The 13605-nt window shown below is 62.9% G+C and carries 17 protein-coding genes; 10 read left to right on the top strand and 7 right to left on the bottom strand.

What is annotated here, in order from left to right; genetic code table 11:
• The first annotated feature begins 67 nt into the window (after positions 1-67).
• Together CK221_RS17205 and hutC are read left to right on the top strand one after the other, a co-directional pair.
• Positions 68-1423 carry a formimidoylglutamate deiminase gene (locus CK221_RS17205; RefSeq protein ID WP_095778695.1) on the top strand — a complete coding sequence of 452 codons (1356 nt, stop codon included), beginning with the start codon at positions 68-70 and terminating at the stop codon, positions 1421-1423.
• A gap of 5 nt (positions 1424-1428) precedes the next feature.
• Complete coding sequence (gene hutC, locus CK221_RS17200; RefSeq protein ID WP_095778584.1) at positions 1429-2172, top strand: histidine utilization repressor; 744 nt, start codon at positions 1429-1431, stop codon at positions 2170-2172.
• Positions 2173-2224: 52 nt separating this feature from the next.
• On the opposite strand, the gene CK221_RS17195 is transcribed toward hutC, so the two are convergent.
• Positions 2225-2569 (bottom strand): RidA family protein, encoded by a 345-nt coding sequence (locus tag CK221_RS17195; RefSeq protein WP_095778583.1) that lies wholly within the window; start codon positions 2567-2569, stop codon positions 2225-2227.
• A 230-nt stretch (positions 2570-2799) separates the two neighbouring features.
• On the opposite strand from CK221_RS17195, the gene aztA reads away from it, so the two are divergent.
• From aztA to CK221_RS17175, 4 genes are all read left to right on the top strand, one after another.
• Positions 2800-3618 carry a zinc ABC transporter ATP-binding protein AztA gene (aztA, locus tag CK221_RS17190; protein WP_095778582.1) on the top strand — a complete coding sequence of 273 codons (819 nt, stop codon included), beginning with the start codon at positions 2800-2802 and terminating at the stop codon, positions 3616-3618.
• Positions 3618-4493 (top strand): zinc ABC transporter permease AztB, encoded by an 876-nt coding sequence (gene aztB, locus CK221_RS17185; protein WP_095778581.1) that lies wholly within the window; start codon positions 3618-3620, stop codon positions 4491-4493. The genes aztA and aztB overlap by 1 nt, the downstream gene beginning before the upstream one ends.
• Positions 4494-4518: 25 nt before the next feature.
• Positions 4519-5460 (top strand): zinc ABC transporter substrate-binding protein AztC, encoded by a 942-nt coding sequence (aztC, locus tag CK221_RS17180; protein WP_067000519.1) that lies wholly within the window; start codon positions 4519-4521, stop codon positions 5458-5460.
• A 146-nt stretch (positions 5461-5606) separates the two neighbouring features.
• Positions 5607-5945, top strand: coding sequence for a TIGR01244 family sulfur transferase (locus CK221_RS17175; RefSeq protein WP_095778580.1), 339 nt, complete (start codon positions 5607-5609; stop codon positions 5943-5945).
• A 77-nt stretch (positions 5946-6022) separates the two neighbouring features.
• Here the strand turns inward: CK221_RS17175 and CK221_RS17170 are convergent, their stop codons facing one another.
• Positions 6023-6490, bottom strand: coding sequence for an Lrp/AsnC family transcriptional regulator (locus CK221_RS17170; RefSeq protein ID WP_059187534.1), 468 nt, complete (start codon positions 6488-6490; stop codon positions 6023-6025).
• 138 nt (positions 6491-6628) lie between these two features.
• On the opposite strand from CK221_RS17170, the gene hppD reads away from it, so the two are divergent.
• The 3 genes from hppD to CK221_RS17155 all read left to right on the top strand — a co-directional run bounded on the left by hppD (position 6629) and on the right by CK221_RS17155 (position 8409).
• Positions 6629-7744 (top strand): 4-hydroxyphenylpyruvate dioxygenase, encoded by a 1116-nt coding sequence (hppD, locus tag CK221_RS17165; RefSeq protein ID WP_095778579.1) that lies wholly within the window; start codon positions 6629-6631, stop codon positions 7742-7744.
• Positions 7745-7810: 66 nt separating this feature from the next.
• Positions 7811-8038, top strand: a complete 228-nt coding sequence (locus tag CK221_RS17160; protein WP_095778578.1) for a type II toxin-antitoxin system prevent-host-death family antitoxin — start codon at positions 7811-7813, stop codon at positions 8036-8038.
• Entirely contained in the window at positions 8035-8409 is a 375-nt protein-coding gene (locus CK221_RS17155) for a type II toxin-antitoxin system VapC family toxin (RefSeq protein WP_095778577.1), read from the top strand. Before CK221_RS17160 ends, CK221_RS17155 begins: the two co-directional genes overlap by 4 nt.
• Here CK221_RS17155 and CK221_RS17150 read toward each other — a convergent pair.
• The 3 genes from CK221_RS17150 to hmgA all read right to left on the bottom strand — a co-directional run bounded on the left by CK221_RS17150 (position 8376) and on the right by hmgA (position 11398).
• Positions 8376-8948: a DinB family protein gene (locus tag CK221_RS17150; protein WP_095778576.1), complete on the bottom strand. Its 573-nt coding sequence runs from the start codon at positions 8946-8948 to the stop codon at positions 8376-8378. The two genes, CK221_RS17155 and CK221_RS17150, sit on opposite strands and share 34 nt — an antisense overlap.
• Positions 8949-8952: 4 nt before the next feature.
• A complete protein-coding gene (locus CK221_RS17145; RefSeq protein WP_095778575.1) occupies positions 8953-9978 on the bottom strand; it encodes a fumarylacetoacetate hydrolase family protein in 1026 nt (341 codons plus the stop codon).
• A 106-nt stretch (positions 9979-10084) separates the two neighbouring features.
• Positions 10085-11398, bottom strand: coding sequence for a homogentisate 1,2-dioxygenase (hmgA, locus tag CK221_RS17140; RefSeq protein WP_095778574.1), 1314 nt, complete (start codon positions 11396-11398; stop codon positions 10085-10087).
• Positions 11399-11533: 135 nt separating this feature from the next.
• On the opposite strand from hmgA, the gene CK221_RS17135 reads away from it, so the two are divergent.
• Positions 11534-11977, top strand: coding sequence for a MarR family transcriptional regulator (locus CK221_RS17135; protein ID WP_067000962.1), 444 nt, complete (start codon positions 11534-11536; stop codon positions 11975-11977).
• A gap of 87 nt (positions 11978-12064) precedes the next feature.
• Here CK221_RS17135 and tdh read toward each other — a convergent pair whose 3' ends face one another.
• Together tdh and CK221_RS17125 are read right to left on the bottom strand one after the other, a co-directional pair.
• The gene (gene tdh / locus CK221_RS17130; RefSeq protein ID WP_067000502.1) at positions 12065-13099 is read right to left on the bottom strand and encodes an L-threonine 3-dehydrogenase; all 1035 of its coding nucleotides are present in this window, start codon (positions 13097-13099) and stop codon (positions 12065-12067) included.
• Positions 13100-13139: 40 nt separating this feature from the next.
• The gene (locus CK221_RS17125) at positions 13140-13583 is read right to left on the bottom strand and encodes an SRPBCC family protein (protein ID WP_067000499.1); all 444 of its coding nucleotides are present in this window, start codon (positions 13581-13583) and stop codon (positions 13140-13142) included.
• Positions 13584-13605: the final 22 nt, after the last annotated feature.

The raw sequence follows: 13605 nt of genomic DNA, 5'->3' as shown, positions 1-13605 counted from the left end.
GTATATACATATTGGAACGCGACGCAAGTGTTAATGTCGCTCGGGCATTCGGATTGGGAGTTTGGAGGTGACGGCGATCTATGCGGAACAGGCGCTGCTGCCCGGCGGTTGGCGGGGCAATGTGAGGATCGCTTTCGACGGCGGCCGTATCTCTGAAGTCGAAGCGGGCTCTTCGGCACACGCCGGCGACGAACGCCACGCCATCGTCCTGCCCGGCATGCCCAACCTGCATAGCCACGCCTTCCAGCGCGGCATGGCGGGGCTTGCCGAACTGCGCGGTCCCTCGGCCGACAGTTTCTGGAGCTGGCGCGAGGTGATGTACCGCTTCGCGCTGTCGATGACGCCGGACCAAGTCGAGGCGGTCGCGGCGCAGCTTTATGTGGAGATGCTGGAAGCCGGTTTTTCGCGCGTCGGCGAGTTCCACTACCTTCACCATGATCGCGACGGGCAGCCTTACGCCAACATCGCCGAGATGGCGGAGCGGATCGCGGCTGCCGCCGCCGACACCGGCATCGGACTGACGCTGCTGCCGGTCTTCTATGCCCATTCGGCCTTCGGCGGCGCTGCTCCCAACGAAGGCCAGCGGCGATTCATCAATGATGTCGAACGCTTCGGACGTCTGCTTGAGAAAACTCGCGAGGGCGTTCGCTCGCTTGAGCAAGCCGTCGTCGGCCTCGCGCCGCACAGCTTGCGCGCCGCAACGCCGGACGAACTCAACGCCGTTGCCGCAATGGCGCCGAACGGGCCGATCCACATCCATGTCGCCGAGCAGGTGAAGGAAGTCGAGGACTGCATCGCCTGGTCGGGCAAACGTCCGGTCGAGTTCCTGCTCGGACATGCTGAGGTGGACAGGCGCTGGTGCCTGATCCACGCCACACACATGACCGAAGCCGAGACCATCGCCATGGCCAAGGCCGGCGCCATCGCTGGCCTCTGCCCGATCACCGAGGCCAATCTCGGCGACGGCACTTTCGCCGCCCCCTCGTTCATCGAACATGGCGGCCGCTTCGGTGTCGGCTCCGATTCCAATGTGCTGATCGGCCTGCCGGACGAGCTGCGGCAGCTCGAATATTCGCAGCGCCTTGCCCACCGCGCCCGCAACGTGCTGGCGCGTGCCGGCGGCTCTACCGGCCGCGCGCTGTTCGATGCCGCGCTCGATGGCGGCAGCATCGCGCTCGGCGCCGGCCCCTCAACTCTCGCCGTCGGCAGTCCGGCCCATTTCGTCTCGCTCGATGCCAGCCACCCCTTGCTTGCCGGCAAGGCGGGCGATGCCATCCTCGACGCCTGGATCTTTGCCAATGGCAGCAAGGTCGATTGCGTCTGGGTGCATGGCAACAAGCAAGTGAGCGGCGGCAGGCATGTCAAACGCGAGGCGGTCGCCGGGCGCTTCCGCAAAGTGATGATGGCGCTTTCCGAGGGCTGATCCCGATGAGCATGACCGAAACGGCAGAGATGGAAGACGGCGAGACTCTCTCGCTGCACCAGCGGATCCTGTCCGACATCCGGGAAAAAATCCTGTCGGGTGCATGGGCACCCGGCCACCGCATCCCGTTCGAGCACGAGCTGACGGCTCAATATGATTGTTCGCGCATGACGGTGAACAAGGCGCTGTCGCAGCTCGCCAAGGCGGGGTTGATCGAGCGCCGCCGCCGCTCGGGCAGCTTCGTGCGCCAGCCGCAGTCGCAGGCGGCGGTGCTGGAACTGCACGACATCAGGATCGAGGTCGAGGCGCTCGGCCTGCCCTATCGTTATGAACGGCTGGAGCGCATGAAACGGCGCGGCAATGCCGAGGATCGGTCGCTGCTTGGGCTATCTGCGGGTCCCGTGCTTTGGCTGGAGGGGCTGCATTTTGCCGGCGAACGGCCATTCGCGCTCGAGCAGCGCCTGATCAATCTTTCGGCGGTGGGCGAGGCCAGCGAGGAAGAATTTCTCGACATTGCGCCCGGCCCCTGGCTGATCGGACGCGTGCCGTGGAGCGAGGCCGAGCACCGTATCCGCGCCATGGCGGCTGACGAAACTATCGCCGACACGCTCGACATCGATCCTGGCGCGCCCTGCCTGGTGGTCGAGCGCCGCACCTGGAGCGCCGAGCATCCGGTCACGCATGTGCGCTTCATCTATCCGGCGGAAAGCCACACGCTTGTGGCGCGGTTCACGCCTTCGCAGGGATGAGCAATCTCACCCCTCGCGGGCCCACGAGGGGGAGATTGGCACTTTTAGCGCCTTACAGCGCCGCCGTGATAATGATCTCGACCAGATATTCCGGGGTGGCGAGCTTGGCTTCGCCGGTGGCGCGGGCGGGCGTGTGGCCTTGCGGCACCCACTTGTCCCACTCCGAATTCATCTCGGCGAAGGTGCCCATGTCGGCCAGCCAGATGATCGCCTGCACGATCTTGGTCTTGTCGGTGCCAGCCTTGGCCAGCAATTCGTCGATGGTCTTCAGGATGTCGCGAGTCTGCGAGGCGACGTTGCCGCCGGGCTCACCGACTTGGCCGGCCAGATAGACGGTGTTGCCGTGAATGACGATCTGGCTCATGCGCGGGCCGACATCGATACGACGAATGCTCATGGGAGGTTCCTTCTTTTCTAGGGTCGCGCCTGTTTAGAGTCCGTGCCGGCTCCGGGCAAGGCCGACCGGCGCCAAACCGATTGAGCCAATTTATCGGCTCCGGACCGCTTCCGTGTACACGGCGAGTTGACCGATCTGGACACAATTCCGCCGAACCGGCGTGTTGACTAATGTAATAACATCACATATCGACGGGTACTCTCGAATTCGCGCCCGATCCGGAACGTCTGATGACAAATGCCTGCCTGACCTTCCGCGACCTGACGCTCGGTTACAACAGCCATCCCGCCATCCATCACCTCAACGGCACGGTCCGAAAAGGCTCGCTGACTGCGGTGGTCGGCGCCAACGGCTCGGGCAAGTCGACGCTGATGAAGGGCATTGTCGGCGTGCTAAAGCCGATGGAGGGCACAGTTGTGCGCGCGCCAGGCGTGCGCACCGCCTATCTGCCGCAGCAGTCGGAGCTCGACCGCAGCTTTCCGGCGCGGGTGGTCGACCTGGTCTCGCTTGGCCTGTGGCCGAAGCGCGGCATGCTCGGACGCTACACCAAAGAGGATCGCGAGTCGGTCAGCAAGGCGCTGATGGCGGTCGGGCTCGGCGGCTTCGAGAAGCGGCCGATCGACACGCTCTCCGGGGGTCAGTTGCAGCGCACGCTGTTTGCCCGCGTGCTGTTGCAGGATGCCGACCTCATCCTGCTCGACGAGCCGTTCAATGCCGTCGACGCCAAGACCGTCGGCGACCTCATCCAGCTGATAAAGCGCTGGCATGGCGAGGAGCGCACGATCATGGTGGTCGTCCACGACCTCGATCTCGTGCGGCGGAACTTTCCCGAGACGCTGCTGCTCGCCCGCCAGCCTGTCGCCTGGGGCGACACAAAAGAGACGCTCAGGCCTGAAAACCTGCTCAAGGCGCGGCGCTTCCACGAGGCCTGGGAAGAGAACGCGCCGTGGTGCGAGCCCGATGACCATGGCCATGATCACGCACACGACCACCATGATCACGCTCATGTTCATGATCACCACCACGGCTCCGGACCGAGGGCGGCGTGATGGAGTTTCTCTACGGCCTGTTCATCCAGCCCTTCGCCGATTTCGCCTTCATGCAGCGGGCTCTGTTCGGCTCGCTGATTCTGTCGCTCGGCGCCTGCCCGGTCGGCGTCTTCCTGATGCTCAGGCGCATGAGCCTGTCGGGCGACGCAATGGCGCATGCCATCCTGCCGGGCGCCGCCGCGGGCTTCCTGTTCTATGGCCTCGAAATCCTTCCGATGACCGTCGGCGGGCTGATCGCCGGCATCATCGTCGCGCTTGGCGCAGGGGCGGTTTCGCGCTTCACCATCCAGCGCGAGGACGCCTCGATGGCGGCCTTCTATCTGATCTCGCTCGCCATCGGCGTGCTGATGGTGTCGATCCGCGGCTCGAGCGTCGACCTGATGCATGTGCTGTTCGGCACCGTGCTGGCGCTCAACAACGAGGCGCTGATCCTGATCTGCGGCATCGTGGTTGTGACGCTCGCCTGCCTCGCCATCTTCTGGCGGGCGCTGGTCGCCGAATGCCTCGATCCGCTGTTCCTGCGATCGGTGAGCCGCATGGGCAGCCCGGTCCATTTCATCTTTCTTGGGCTGGTCGTGCTCAACCTCGTCGGCGGCTTCCAGGCGCTGGGCACGCTGCTCTCGGTCGGGCTGATGATGCTGCCGGCCGCCGCCGCCCGCTTCTGGACGGTTCGCGTCGAGCCGATGTGCGCGCTGGCGGTGCTGATCGGCTTTGCCTCCTGCATCGCCGGGCTGCTTTTGTCCTACCACGCCTCGCTGCCCTCCGGCCCGGCTATCATCCTTTCGGCCGGCGTCGTTTATTTCTGCTCGATCCTGTTCGGCACGCGCGGCGCGCTGCGCGCCCGCATCGTGCATCACCGCCACCGCACAGCTTAATCCCCAAGCAAGGAGACTCTTCCCAATGTTGAAATCCTTTCGCGCCGCCCTGGCGCTGAGCGTTATAACATTAAGCGCTTTCGCCGCATCGTCCGCTTTTGCGGCGCCGCTCAAGGTGGTGGCGAGCTTCACGGTCATTGCCGACTTTGCCAAGAATGTCGGCGGCGACCGCGTCAACATCACCACCATCGTCGGCCCGGACGGCGACGCGCATGTCTACGAGCCGACCCCGGCCGATGCGGTGGCGATGGCCGGCGCCGATGTCGTGCTGGTCAACGGCTTGCATTTCGAAGGTTTTTTGCAGCGCCTAGTCGACACCAGCGCCACCAAGGCGACGATCGTGACGCTGACCAAGGGCGTGACGCCAATCGCCTTCAAGCCGGAATTCGCCGATGCCGACGCGGCCGAAGGCGCCGGCACCGGCGGCGGCAAGACGGTCAACGACCCGCACGCCTTCCAGTCGATCGCCAATGCGAAGATCTACGTGAAGAATATCGCCGATGCATTCTGCGCCGCCGATAGCGCGGGCTGCGACAGCTACAAGGCCAATGCCGCCGCCTACACCCAGAAGCTCGGCGCGCTGGAGGGCGAAGTGACCGCGGCGATCCAGGCGATCCCCGAGGCCAAGCGTGTCGTCATCACCTCGCACGACGCCTTCGGCTATTTCGAGCATGCATACGGCCTGACCTTCCTTGCTCCGCAAGGCATCTCGACCGATTCCGAGCCTTCGGCCGCCGACGTCGCCAAGCTGGTCAACCAGGTCAAGCAGGACAAGGCGGCGGCGATCTTCATCGAGAACATCACCAACCCCAGGCTCATCGAGCAGATCGCCAGCGAGACCGGCATCAAGGTCGGCGGCACGCTCTATTCCGATGCGCTGTCGCCGCCCGACGGCCCGGCCTCGACCTATATCGACATGATGCACAACAACATCGAGCAGTTCAAAGGCGCGCTGCTCGGAAGCTAAGCGGCATCATCCAACCGGGCTAAAACCGGCCCGGTTGGATTTTCCGCCCCGCACTCTCTATTTGGCAGAGAAATCCGGTGCTACGGATTGTCGCTAATGCCGCGCGGTGGCATGACTGCGGCCAAAGAGATTGCGAGGACGATGCCATGGAATACCGCCAGATCAGCGAAGACTATTCGGTCTCCGGCCAGATCCAGCCTGAGGATATCGTTGCCATCAAGGACGCCGGCTTCAAGAGCATCATCTGCAACCGCCCGGACGACGAACAGCCCGGCCAGCCCTCGGCCGACAGCGTCAAGGCGGCCGCGGAAGCCGCGGGGCTCGCCTTCCGCTACATTCCGGTGATCAGCGGCCAGCTCACTATGGACAATGTCGAGGATCAGGCCGAAGCGCTGGACGACCTCGAAGGCCCGGTCTTCGCTTATTGCCGCTCCGGCGCGCGCTGCACCAACCTCTATGGGCTGATCCAGCAGCAGCGGGGGTGAAAGCTTGCGCATTGGCGAGAGCCAATTCCGCAGGTTCGCGTTCCGTCGCCGTCGCATCCAACAAAGATCTCCGCAAACTAAATCGGCAGCGCGCCGGTCTCTTTCAGCGTTTCCAGCACGATCGCCGTCTTCACATGCTGCACCGATTCATGCGGCAGCAGCACGCCGTTGACGAACTCGGAAAGCGATTTGAGATCGGGCGTCACCACCTTCAGGATGTAATCCATCTCGCCGGTCAGCGCGTGCGCTTCCTGCACCTCGGGTAGCCGCGCCACCAGCTCGCCGAAGCGGCGGGCATTGTCGCGGTTGTGGGTGGCCAAGGTCACCGAAATCACATTGACCAGCGAAAAGCCGAGACGGTCGCGGTCGAGCACGGCGCGATAGCCCCTGATATAGCCATCTTCCTCCAGCCGCTGGCGGCGGCGCGAGCATTGCGAGGCCGACAGGTTCACGCGCTCCGAAAGATCATTGTTGGTGAGCCGCGCATCGCCCTGCAGGAGCGCCAGTATCTTGCGGTCAAATTGATCAAGGCGCGCATCATCCATGGTTTTGTCCCCAATCATGCACAATCTGCGCACATTGTGGGCATTCCAGGCGGTTGAATGCAAGCACCATGCAGCCGTCCAGCGTTATTATGGTGAAAATCGGCCAAGCACGGCCGCAACAGCTTTCGGAGGAATGCCATGGGACCCTTCCCGCATGACGCCCCACCCGCCAAGATCAGCAAGGCGAATCCCGCCGGCACCGACGGCTTCGAATTCGTCGAGTTCGCGCATTTAGACCCGGCAAAACTTGCCGAGCTCTTTGCCCGCATGGGCTATATCGCGGTGGCGAAGCACCGCACCAAGGACATCACCGTCTGGCGCCAGGGCGACATCAACTATGTCGTCAATGCCGAGCCAGGCTCGCATGCGATGAAATTCGTCGAAAAGCACGGCCCCTGCGCCGCCTCGATGGCGTGGCGCGTGGTCGATGCGAAGCATGCCTTCGACCACGCCGTGTCGAAGGGTGCTGTGCCCTACGAGGGCACCGACAAGGCGCTCGACGCGCCGGCGATCGTCGGCATCGGCGGATCGCTCCTCTATTTCATCGAAACCTATGGCGACAAGGGCTCGGCTTACGATGCTGAGTTCGAGTGGCTTGGCGAGCGCAATCCGAAACCCGAAGGCGTCGGCTTCTACTACCTGGACCACCTGACCCACAATGTCTATCGCGGCAACATGGACAAGTGGTGGGACTTCTACCGCGACCTGTTCGGCTTCAAGCAGATCCATTTCTTCGATATCGACGGCAGGATCACCGGATTGGTCAGCCGGGCGATCACCTCGCCCTGCGGCAAGATCCGCATTCCGCTCAACGAGTCCAAGGACGAAACCAGCCAGATCGCCGAGTATTTGAAGAAGTACAATGGCGAGGGCATCCAGCACATTGCCGTCGGTACGGACGCGATCTACGATGCCACCGACAAGCTCGCCGCCAACGGGCTGAAGTTCATGCCCGGCCCGCCCAACACCTATTACGAGATGTCGCATGAGCGCGTGCACGGCCATGACGAGCCGATCGAGCGCATGAAGAAGCACGGCATCCTGATCGACGGCGAAGGCGTCGTCGACGGCGGTATGACCAAGATCCTGCTGCAGATCTTCTCGAAGACGGTGATCGGGCCGATCTTCTTCGAATTCATCCAGAGGAAGGGCGACGAAGGCTTTGGCGAAGGCAATTTCCGCGCTCTGTTCGAATCGATCGAGCAGGACCAGATCAAGCGCGGCGTGATCAAGCTGAATGGCAAAGCGGCGTAGCGCCTCCTTAAGCTCGGTTGCGGCCCGACCGATTATGACCTAAATTATGGTCAGAAAGGTCTAGCAATGAACGTTCCGATGGCGAAAGCGAAGGCCCAGCTCTCTGAGTTGGTGAAACGTGCTCAAGCTGGTGAAGAGATCCATCTGACCCGGCACGGGGAAATCGTGGCAACCTTGAGCGCTCCCGCCCGGCCTGGCGGGAGCAAAGGGTTGTTCGGGGCTCTGAAAGGCCAGATTCGCATCTCGGATGATTTCGATGAACTCGGTCCCGAATGGGACGAGTACATCAAATGAGCCGCCAATATCTGGTCGATACCCATATTCTGCTTTGGGTTCTCAACGCGGATTCACGCCTTTCGGATCATCATCGTGACATCTTCCTTGCCGGCGAAGATGTCATCGTCAGCGCCATTTCCGTGGCAGAAATCGCCATCAAAAAATCGCTCGGCAAGGTCACGCTCGCAGGCAATATATCGGAAATCTTGCGGTCGAACGGTATTCCGATCCTCAGTGTGAACGAACTACACGCAGAACGGCTTGAGCATCTGCCGCTCCACCATCGCGATCCCTTCGACCGCCTGCTCATTGCACAAGCGCAAATTGAAGGCCTTACGTTGATTTCAGCGGACCGTCATTTTTCAGCGTATGATGTCACGCTGGCCTGATCCGCAATCCCCAGCCGCTCGACTTCCGCCTGCCTGAGCTTCAGATCATAATCGAGCAGAAACTCGTCCAATTGCGGCGGTGCAACCGAGGTGCCCGACAGCATCGCGTGCACTTGGCCGCGATGGTGGATGTCGTGCAGGAAGACATGGGCGAGGATGTCGCCGATCCTTTCGGGGATCATGCCGTCCTCGCGGCGGTCGGTGATGACGTGGCGGTCGAGATCTGCCTCCGACAGGCCGTCGCAGAAGGCGACAAGCCTGCGGTCAAAATCGGTCTGTGCAGCGGCCAGGCTTGACGCATCGTCGAACGGTATGAAGTCGTCATAGGCCGCAGCACCGAGGCCGCCATCCGTCAGAAAATCGAGATAGAGACGATCGACCGCGAGGATGTGGTTGAGCGTCTCCTTGATCGAGGGAAAGAAACTGGTTCGACCGGCCTCGAACTCGCCAGGCTTAAGCTCCAGCACGGCGCGGTAGAGCCGGTCGTTCGACCACAAATTGTTGCGCGCCATGCGGCGCAGGTGCTCAAGCAAGGTCACCCTTTCAGGTTCCTTTCTCCCCCTCGTATTTCTCGACCTTCTGCTCGATGGCGCCGAAGATCGAATGGCCGGCCTTGTCCTTCATCTCGATGCGCACCGTGTCGCCGAAGCGCAGGAACGGGGTCTTCGGCTCGCCGCTCTCGATGGTCTCGATCATGCGCAGTTCGGCGATGCAGGAATAGCCGGCGCCGCCTGCCGCGACCGGCCTGCCTGGCCCATCATTCAGCTTATTGGAGACGGTGCCGGAGCCGATGATGGTGCCGGCGGCAAGCGGCCGCGTTTTCGCGGCATGCACGATCAAGGCCGGGAAATCGAAGGTCATGTCGATGCCGGCATTGGCACGGCCGAACGGTTTGCCGTTGAGATCGGCGAGCAGCGGCAGGCTGACCTTGCCGCCGTCCCAGGCATCACCAAGCTCGTCCGGCGTCACCGCGACCGGCGAGAAAGCAGAAGACGGCTTCGACTGGAAGAAGCCGAAGCCTTTTGCCAGTTCCGGCCCCGTGATGGCGCGAAGCGTCACATCATTGACCAGCATGACCAGGCGGATGGCCTCGCGCGCCTCGCTCAGCCCGGCGCCCATCGGCACATCGCCGACGATGACGGCAACTTCCGCCTCCATGTCGATGCCGAAGGCTTCGTCGGCCATGCGGATCGGATCGCGCGGCGCAAGGAAGGAGTCCGAACCGCCCTGGTAAATCAGCGGATGTGTCCAGAAACTCGCCGGCATCTCGGCGCCGCGTGCCTTCCGCACCAGCTCGACATGGTTCACATAGGCGGAGCCGTCCGCCCATTGATAGGCGCGCGGCAGCGGCGAATGGGCGTCATGCTCGTGAAAGCGGGCCGAGGGCACCGCGTTGGTCTCGAGCGATTCCGCCATCGCCGCCAGATGCGGCGCCAAGCGCCCCCAATTGTCGAGCGCAGCCTGCAGCGTCGGCACCAGGAAAGAGGCGTCGGTGAACCGCGTCAGATCGCGCGAAACCACGACCAGCTTCCCGTCGCGCGTCCCGTTCTTCAAAGTGGCAAGCTTCATGCGGTTTCCTCTCCTCGCGGGCTTTGTGCCGCTCGTCCCACAACAAGGCCGTCGCGAGTGATCGTCAAGCCACCCGCCGATGTTTTCCTGATTCTGACCTCACCAATCAGGACCAGTCGCCTTCCGGCGTGCCGTTGAAGCGCTTCTTCAGGTCGGCCCAGCAGTCGATGTAGTTCGCCTGCAAGGTGTCGAGTTCGGCGGCGTAGCGCGTCAGCATCTGCGGAAAGCGCGTCTCGAACATGAAGGCCATGGTGTTGTCGAGCTTGACCGGTTTCAGGTCGGCGCGGGTGGCCTTCTCAAAGCCGGAGGCGTCGGGCCCGTGCGCCAGCATCTGGTTATGCAGGCTGATGCCGCCGGGGACAAAACCTTCCTCCTTGGCATCGTACTGGCCGTCGATCAGGCCCATGAACTCGCTCATGATGTTGCGGTGGTACCAGGGCGGCCGAAAAGTGTTTTCCGCCACCAGCCAGCGCGGCGGGAAGATGACGAAGTCGACATTGGCCGTGCCCTCCTCGCCGCTCGGCGCCGTCAGCACGGTGAAGATCGACGGGTCAGGGTGATCGAACAGGATGGCGCCGACCGGCGAAAACGTCGCCAGATCATATTTATAGGGCGCGTAGTTGCCATGCCAGGCAACGACGTCGAGCGGCGAATGGCCGAGCTCGGTGACGTGGAAAGTGCCGCACCATTTGACGATCAGCCGGCATGGCGTCTCCTTCTCCTCGAACCAGGCGCAGGGGGTCTTGAAGTCGCGCGGATTGGCCAGGCAATTGGCGCCGATCGGGCCGCGGTCGGGCATGGTGAATTTTGCCCCGTAATTCTCGCAGACATAGCCGCGCGCCTGACTGTCGGCGATCTCGACCTTGAAGACGAGGCCGCGCGGCAGCACCGCGATCTCGCCGGGGCGAAGCTCGATGACGCCCATCTCGGTGACAAAGCGCAGCGTGCCGACCTGCGGCACGATCATGAGCTCGCCGTCGGCATTGAAGAAATGGTCGTCGACCATCGAGCGGTTGGCGACATAGACGTGTGCCGCCATGCCGGACTGTCCGACCGCGTCGCCGGCCGTGGTCATGGTGCGCATGCCGGAAATGAAGTCGGTCGGCTCGGTCGGGATCGGCACCGGGTTCCATCGGTACTGGCCGAGTGCCAGCTCGTGGTCGCCGACGTTGGGCGCGGTCTTCCACATAGGATAGCTCGCGCCCTTGAAGCGGCCGGTGTGTTTCACGCTTGGACGGATGCGGTAAAGCCAGGAGCGCTCGTTGGTGCCGCGCGGCGCGGTAAAGGGCGAGCCCGAAAGCTGCTCGGCATAGAGCCCGTAGGCCGGCCGCTGCGGCGAGTTGCGGCCCTGCGGCAGCGATCCCGGCAGCGTCTCGGTCTCGAAGTCGTTGCCGAAGCCCGGCATATAGGAAAAAGCCATCCGATCCTCTCTGATCCCGGGCTGCCGCGCTCAGCGTTGAGGAAGGCTTTCCGGCGATGTTGACCAAACTGGTTTCATTTGTAACCATCGAAGATGTAACTATCAACGCCGAACCCCGCATCGATGGTGCGCCAAATGAAATCGGAGATTCTCGAGCTAGAAAACTTCCTGCCCTACCGGCTCTACCGGCTGGCCGACGCCGTGAGCCGCGAATTCTCGCGCATCTACAAGGAGCGCCACGGTCTGACGCGGCCGGAATGGCGCACGCTCTCAGGCCTCGGCCAGCGCGGGATGATGACGGCGACGGAACTCGGCGAGCAGTCGGCCATGCACAAGACCAAGGTGTCGCGCGCAGTCGCCGCGCTCGAACGTCGGCGCTGGCTGACAAGAACGCCGGACGAGAACGACCGCCGCGTCGAGCATCTGACGCTGACCAAGGCGGGCCTCGCCGCCTATCGCGAGATGGTGCCGCTGGCGAAAGCGTTTGAAAGGGAGCTGCTGGCGAGGCTGAGCGAGGAAGAGAGAGCGGCGATTGTCAGGGGGGTGGCAGCGCTAGAAGAGGCTTTATCTTCTTCTTAGCGATCCTTCACACCCCCTCTGTCCGTCCGGCAGGCCAAAGGGGGGTGCTGTCCCGCCAGCATTGCCAGGATGCTGCTTCCACCAAACCTACCAGTCCATCACCACTTTGCCGGAACTACCGCTCCTCATCGCATCGAACCCAACCTGGAAATCGTCAATGCCGATGCGATGCGTGATCAGACCCGAAACATCCAGCGGCCCCTGCACCAGGGCGATCATCTTGTACCAGGTCTCGAACATCTCGCGGCCGTAGATGCCTTTGAGATGCAGCATCTTGAAGATGACCTTGTTCCAGTCGATCTCGAAGCCGGTGGGAGCGATGCCGAGGATGGCGATCTTGCCGCCATTGTTCATGGTGTCGATCATGTCGCGGAAGGCTGGCGCGGCGCCCGACATCTCCAGCCCGACGTCGAAACCTTCGGTCATGCCGAGTGCCGGCATCACGTCGCGCAGCTTCTCCTTCGAGGCGTCGACCACATGCTGGACGCCGAGCTTGCGCGCCAGTTCCAGCCGGACCGGGTTGATGTCGGTGATGACGACTTTCCGCGCGCCGACGCATTGCGCGACCAGCGCGCCCATGATGCCGATCGGGCCGGCGCCGGTGACCAGCACATCCTCGCCGACCAGGTCGAAGGACAGTGCGGTGTGGACAGCATTGCCTAATGGATCGAAGATCGCCGCGATCTCGTCCGGCACGTCGTCGGGGATCGGCACGACATTGTGCTGCGGGATCGCTACATACTCGCCGAAGGCGCCGGGCCGGTTGACACCGACGCCGAGCGTGTTGCGGCAGAGATGCCCTCGCCCCGCGCGGCAGTTGCGGCAGTGGCCGCAGACGATGTGGCCCTCGCCCGAGACGCGCTGTCCGACCTTGTATTCGGTGACGGCCGCGCCGAAATCCGCGACGGTACCGACAAATTCATGGCCGGTCACCATCGGCACCGGCACGGTCTTCTGCGCCCACTGGTCCCAATTGTAGATGTGGACGTCGGTGCCGCAGATCGCGGTCTTCCTGACCTTGATCAGCACGTCGTTGGGGCCGATTTCCGGCACCGGCACTTCTTCCATCCAGATGCCCGGCTCGGCCTTGGCCTTCACCAGCGCCTTCATCATGTTGGACATCGAACACTCTCCAGAAAATCTTCCCCGTCCTGACGGATCATCAACCTGCCGCTTCCAGGATGTTCTTCAGCCGCAGCAGATCGCGATTGGTCGAACGTCGGACAGCCACGGCTATGAGCGGGGTCATGAGACGGGAAAAGCCGGCCGGCGAGCCGCGATTCCGGAGCGTCATATGCGTGCGGCCTTCGCCGGAATCCCGCCATCCATAGCTCGTCTCCATCGGAAACGGTCCTTCGTCGGATCGCATCACCAGCCTCTCGCCCGGCACGAGATCCAGGATCTCGTAGGTATAAGCGAGCCGCCGTCCGAGGAACTGCGCCTCGAATGCAATTCTCGATCCTATCTGGGCCGGTCGGGGAGTCTTCCATTCCACCGACTTGATGTTGACGTACCAGCGCGGAACATTGTCCGGATCGGAAGAAAAGGCGGCGACAACCGCGCGCGGGCTGGCGATCTCGATACTGCTCGTTACATCGATCGCCATGGCCCTTTTCCATTGCCGGCGG

Source organism: Mesorhizobium sp. WSM3868 (assembly GCF_002294785.1).
Taxonomy (GTDB): Bacteria; Pseudomonadota; Alphaproteobacteria; order Rhizobiales; family Rhizobiaceae; genus Mesorhizobium.
The sequence above is the reverse complement of the archived record's forward strand: the minus strand, read 5'-3'. Positions and strand labels throughout refer to the sequence as shown.

Coding starts and splice junctions, on each gene's coding strand:
- CK221_RS17125 (WP_067000499.1), bottom strand. CDS start 13,583: ATGGCGATCGATGTAACGAGCAGTATCGAGATCGCCAGCCCGCGCGCG.
- CK221_RS17195 (WP_095778583.1), bottom strand. CDS start 2,569: ATGAGCATTCGTCGTATCGATGTCGGCCCGCGCATGAGCCAGATCGTC.
- aztB (WP_095778581.1), top strand. CDS start 3,618: ATGGAGTTTCTCTACGGCCTGTTCATCCAGCCCTTCGCCGATTTCGCC.
- CK221_RS17160 (WP_095778578.1), top strand. CDS start 7,811: ATGAACGTTCCGATGGCGAAAGCGAAGGCCCAGCTCTCTGAGTTGGTG.
- CK221_RS17145 (WP_095778575.1), bottom strand. CDS start 9,978: ATGAAGCTTGCCACTTTGAAGAACGGGACGCGCGACGGGAAGCTGGTC.
- CK221_RS17170 (WP_059187534.1), bottom strand. CDS start 6,490: ATGGATGATGCGCGCCTTGATCAATTTGACCGCAAGATACTGGCGCTC.
- hmgA (WP_095778574.1), bottom strand. CDS start 11,398: ATGGCTTTTTCCTATATGCCGGGCTTCGGCAACGACTTCGAGACCGAG.
- hutC (WP_095778584.1), top strand. CDS start 1,429: ATGAGCATGACCGAAACGGCAGAGATGGAAGACGGCGAGACTCTCTCG.
- aztA (WP_095778582.1), top strand. CDS start 2,800: ATGACAAATGCCTGCCTGACCTTCCGCGACCTGACGCTCGGTTACAAC.
- CK221_RS17155 (WP_095778577.1), top strand. CDS start 8,035: ATGAGCCGCCAATATCTGGTCGATACCCATATTCTGCTTTGGGTTCTC.
- tdh (WP_067000502.1), bottom strand. CDS start 13,099: ATGTCCAACATGATGAAGGCGCTGGTGAAGGCCAAGGCCGAGCCGGGC.
- aztC (WP_067000519.1), top strand. CDS start 4,519: ATGTTGAAATCCTTTCGCGCCGCCCTGGCGCTGAGCGTTATAACATTA.
- CK221_RS17175 (WP_095778580.1), top strand. CDS start 5,607: ATGGAATACCGCCAGATCAGCGAAGACTATTCGGTCTCCGGCCAGATC.
- CK221_RS17135 (WP_067000962.1), top strand. CDS start 11,534: ATGAAATCGGAGATTCTCGAGCTAGAAAACTTCCTGCCCTACCGGCTC.
- hppD (WP_095778579.1), top strand. CDS start 6,629: ATGGGACCCTTCCCGCATGACGCCCCACCCGCCAAGATCAGCAAGGCG.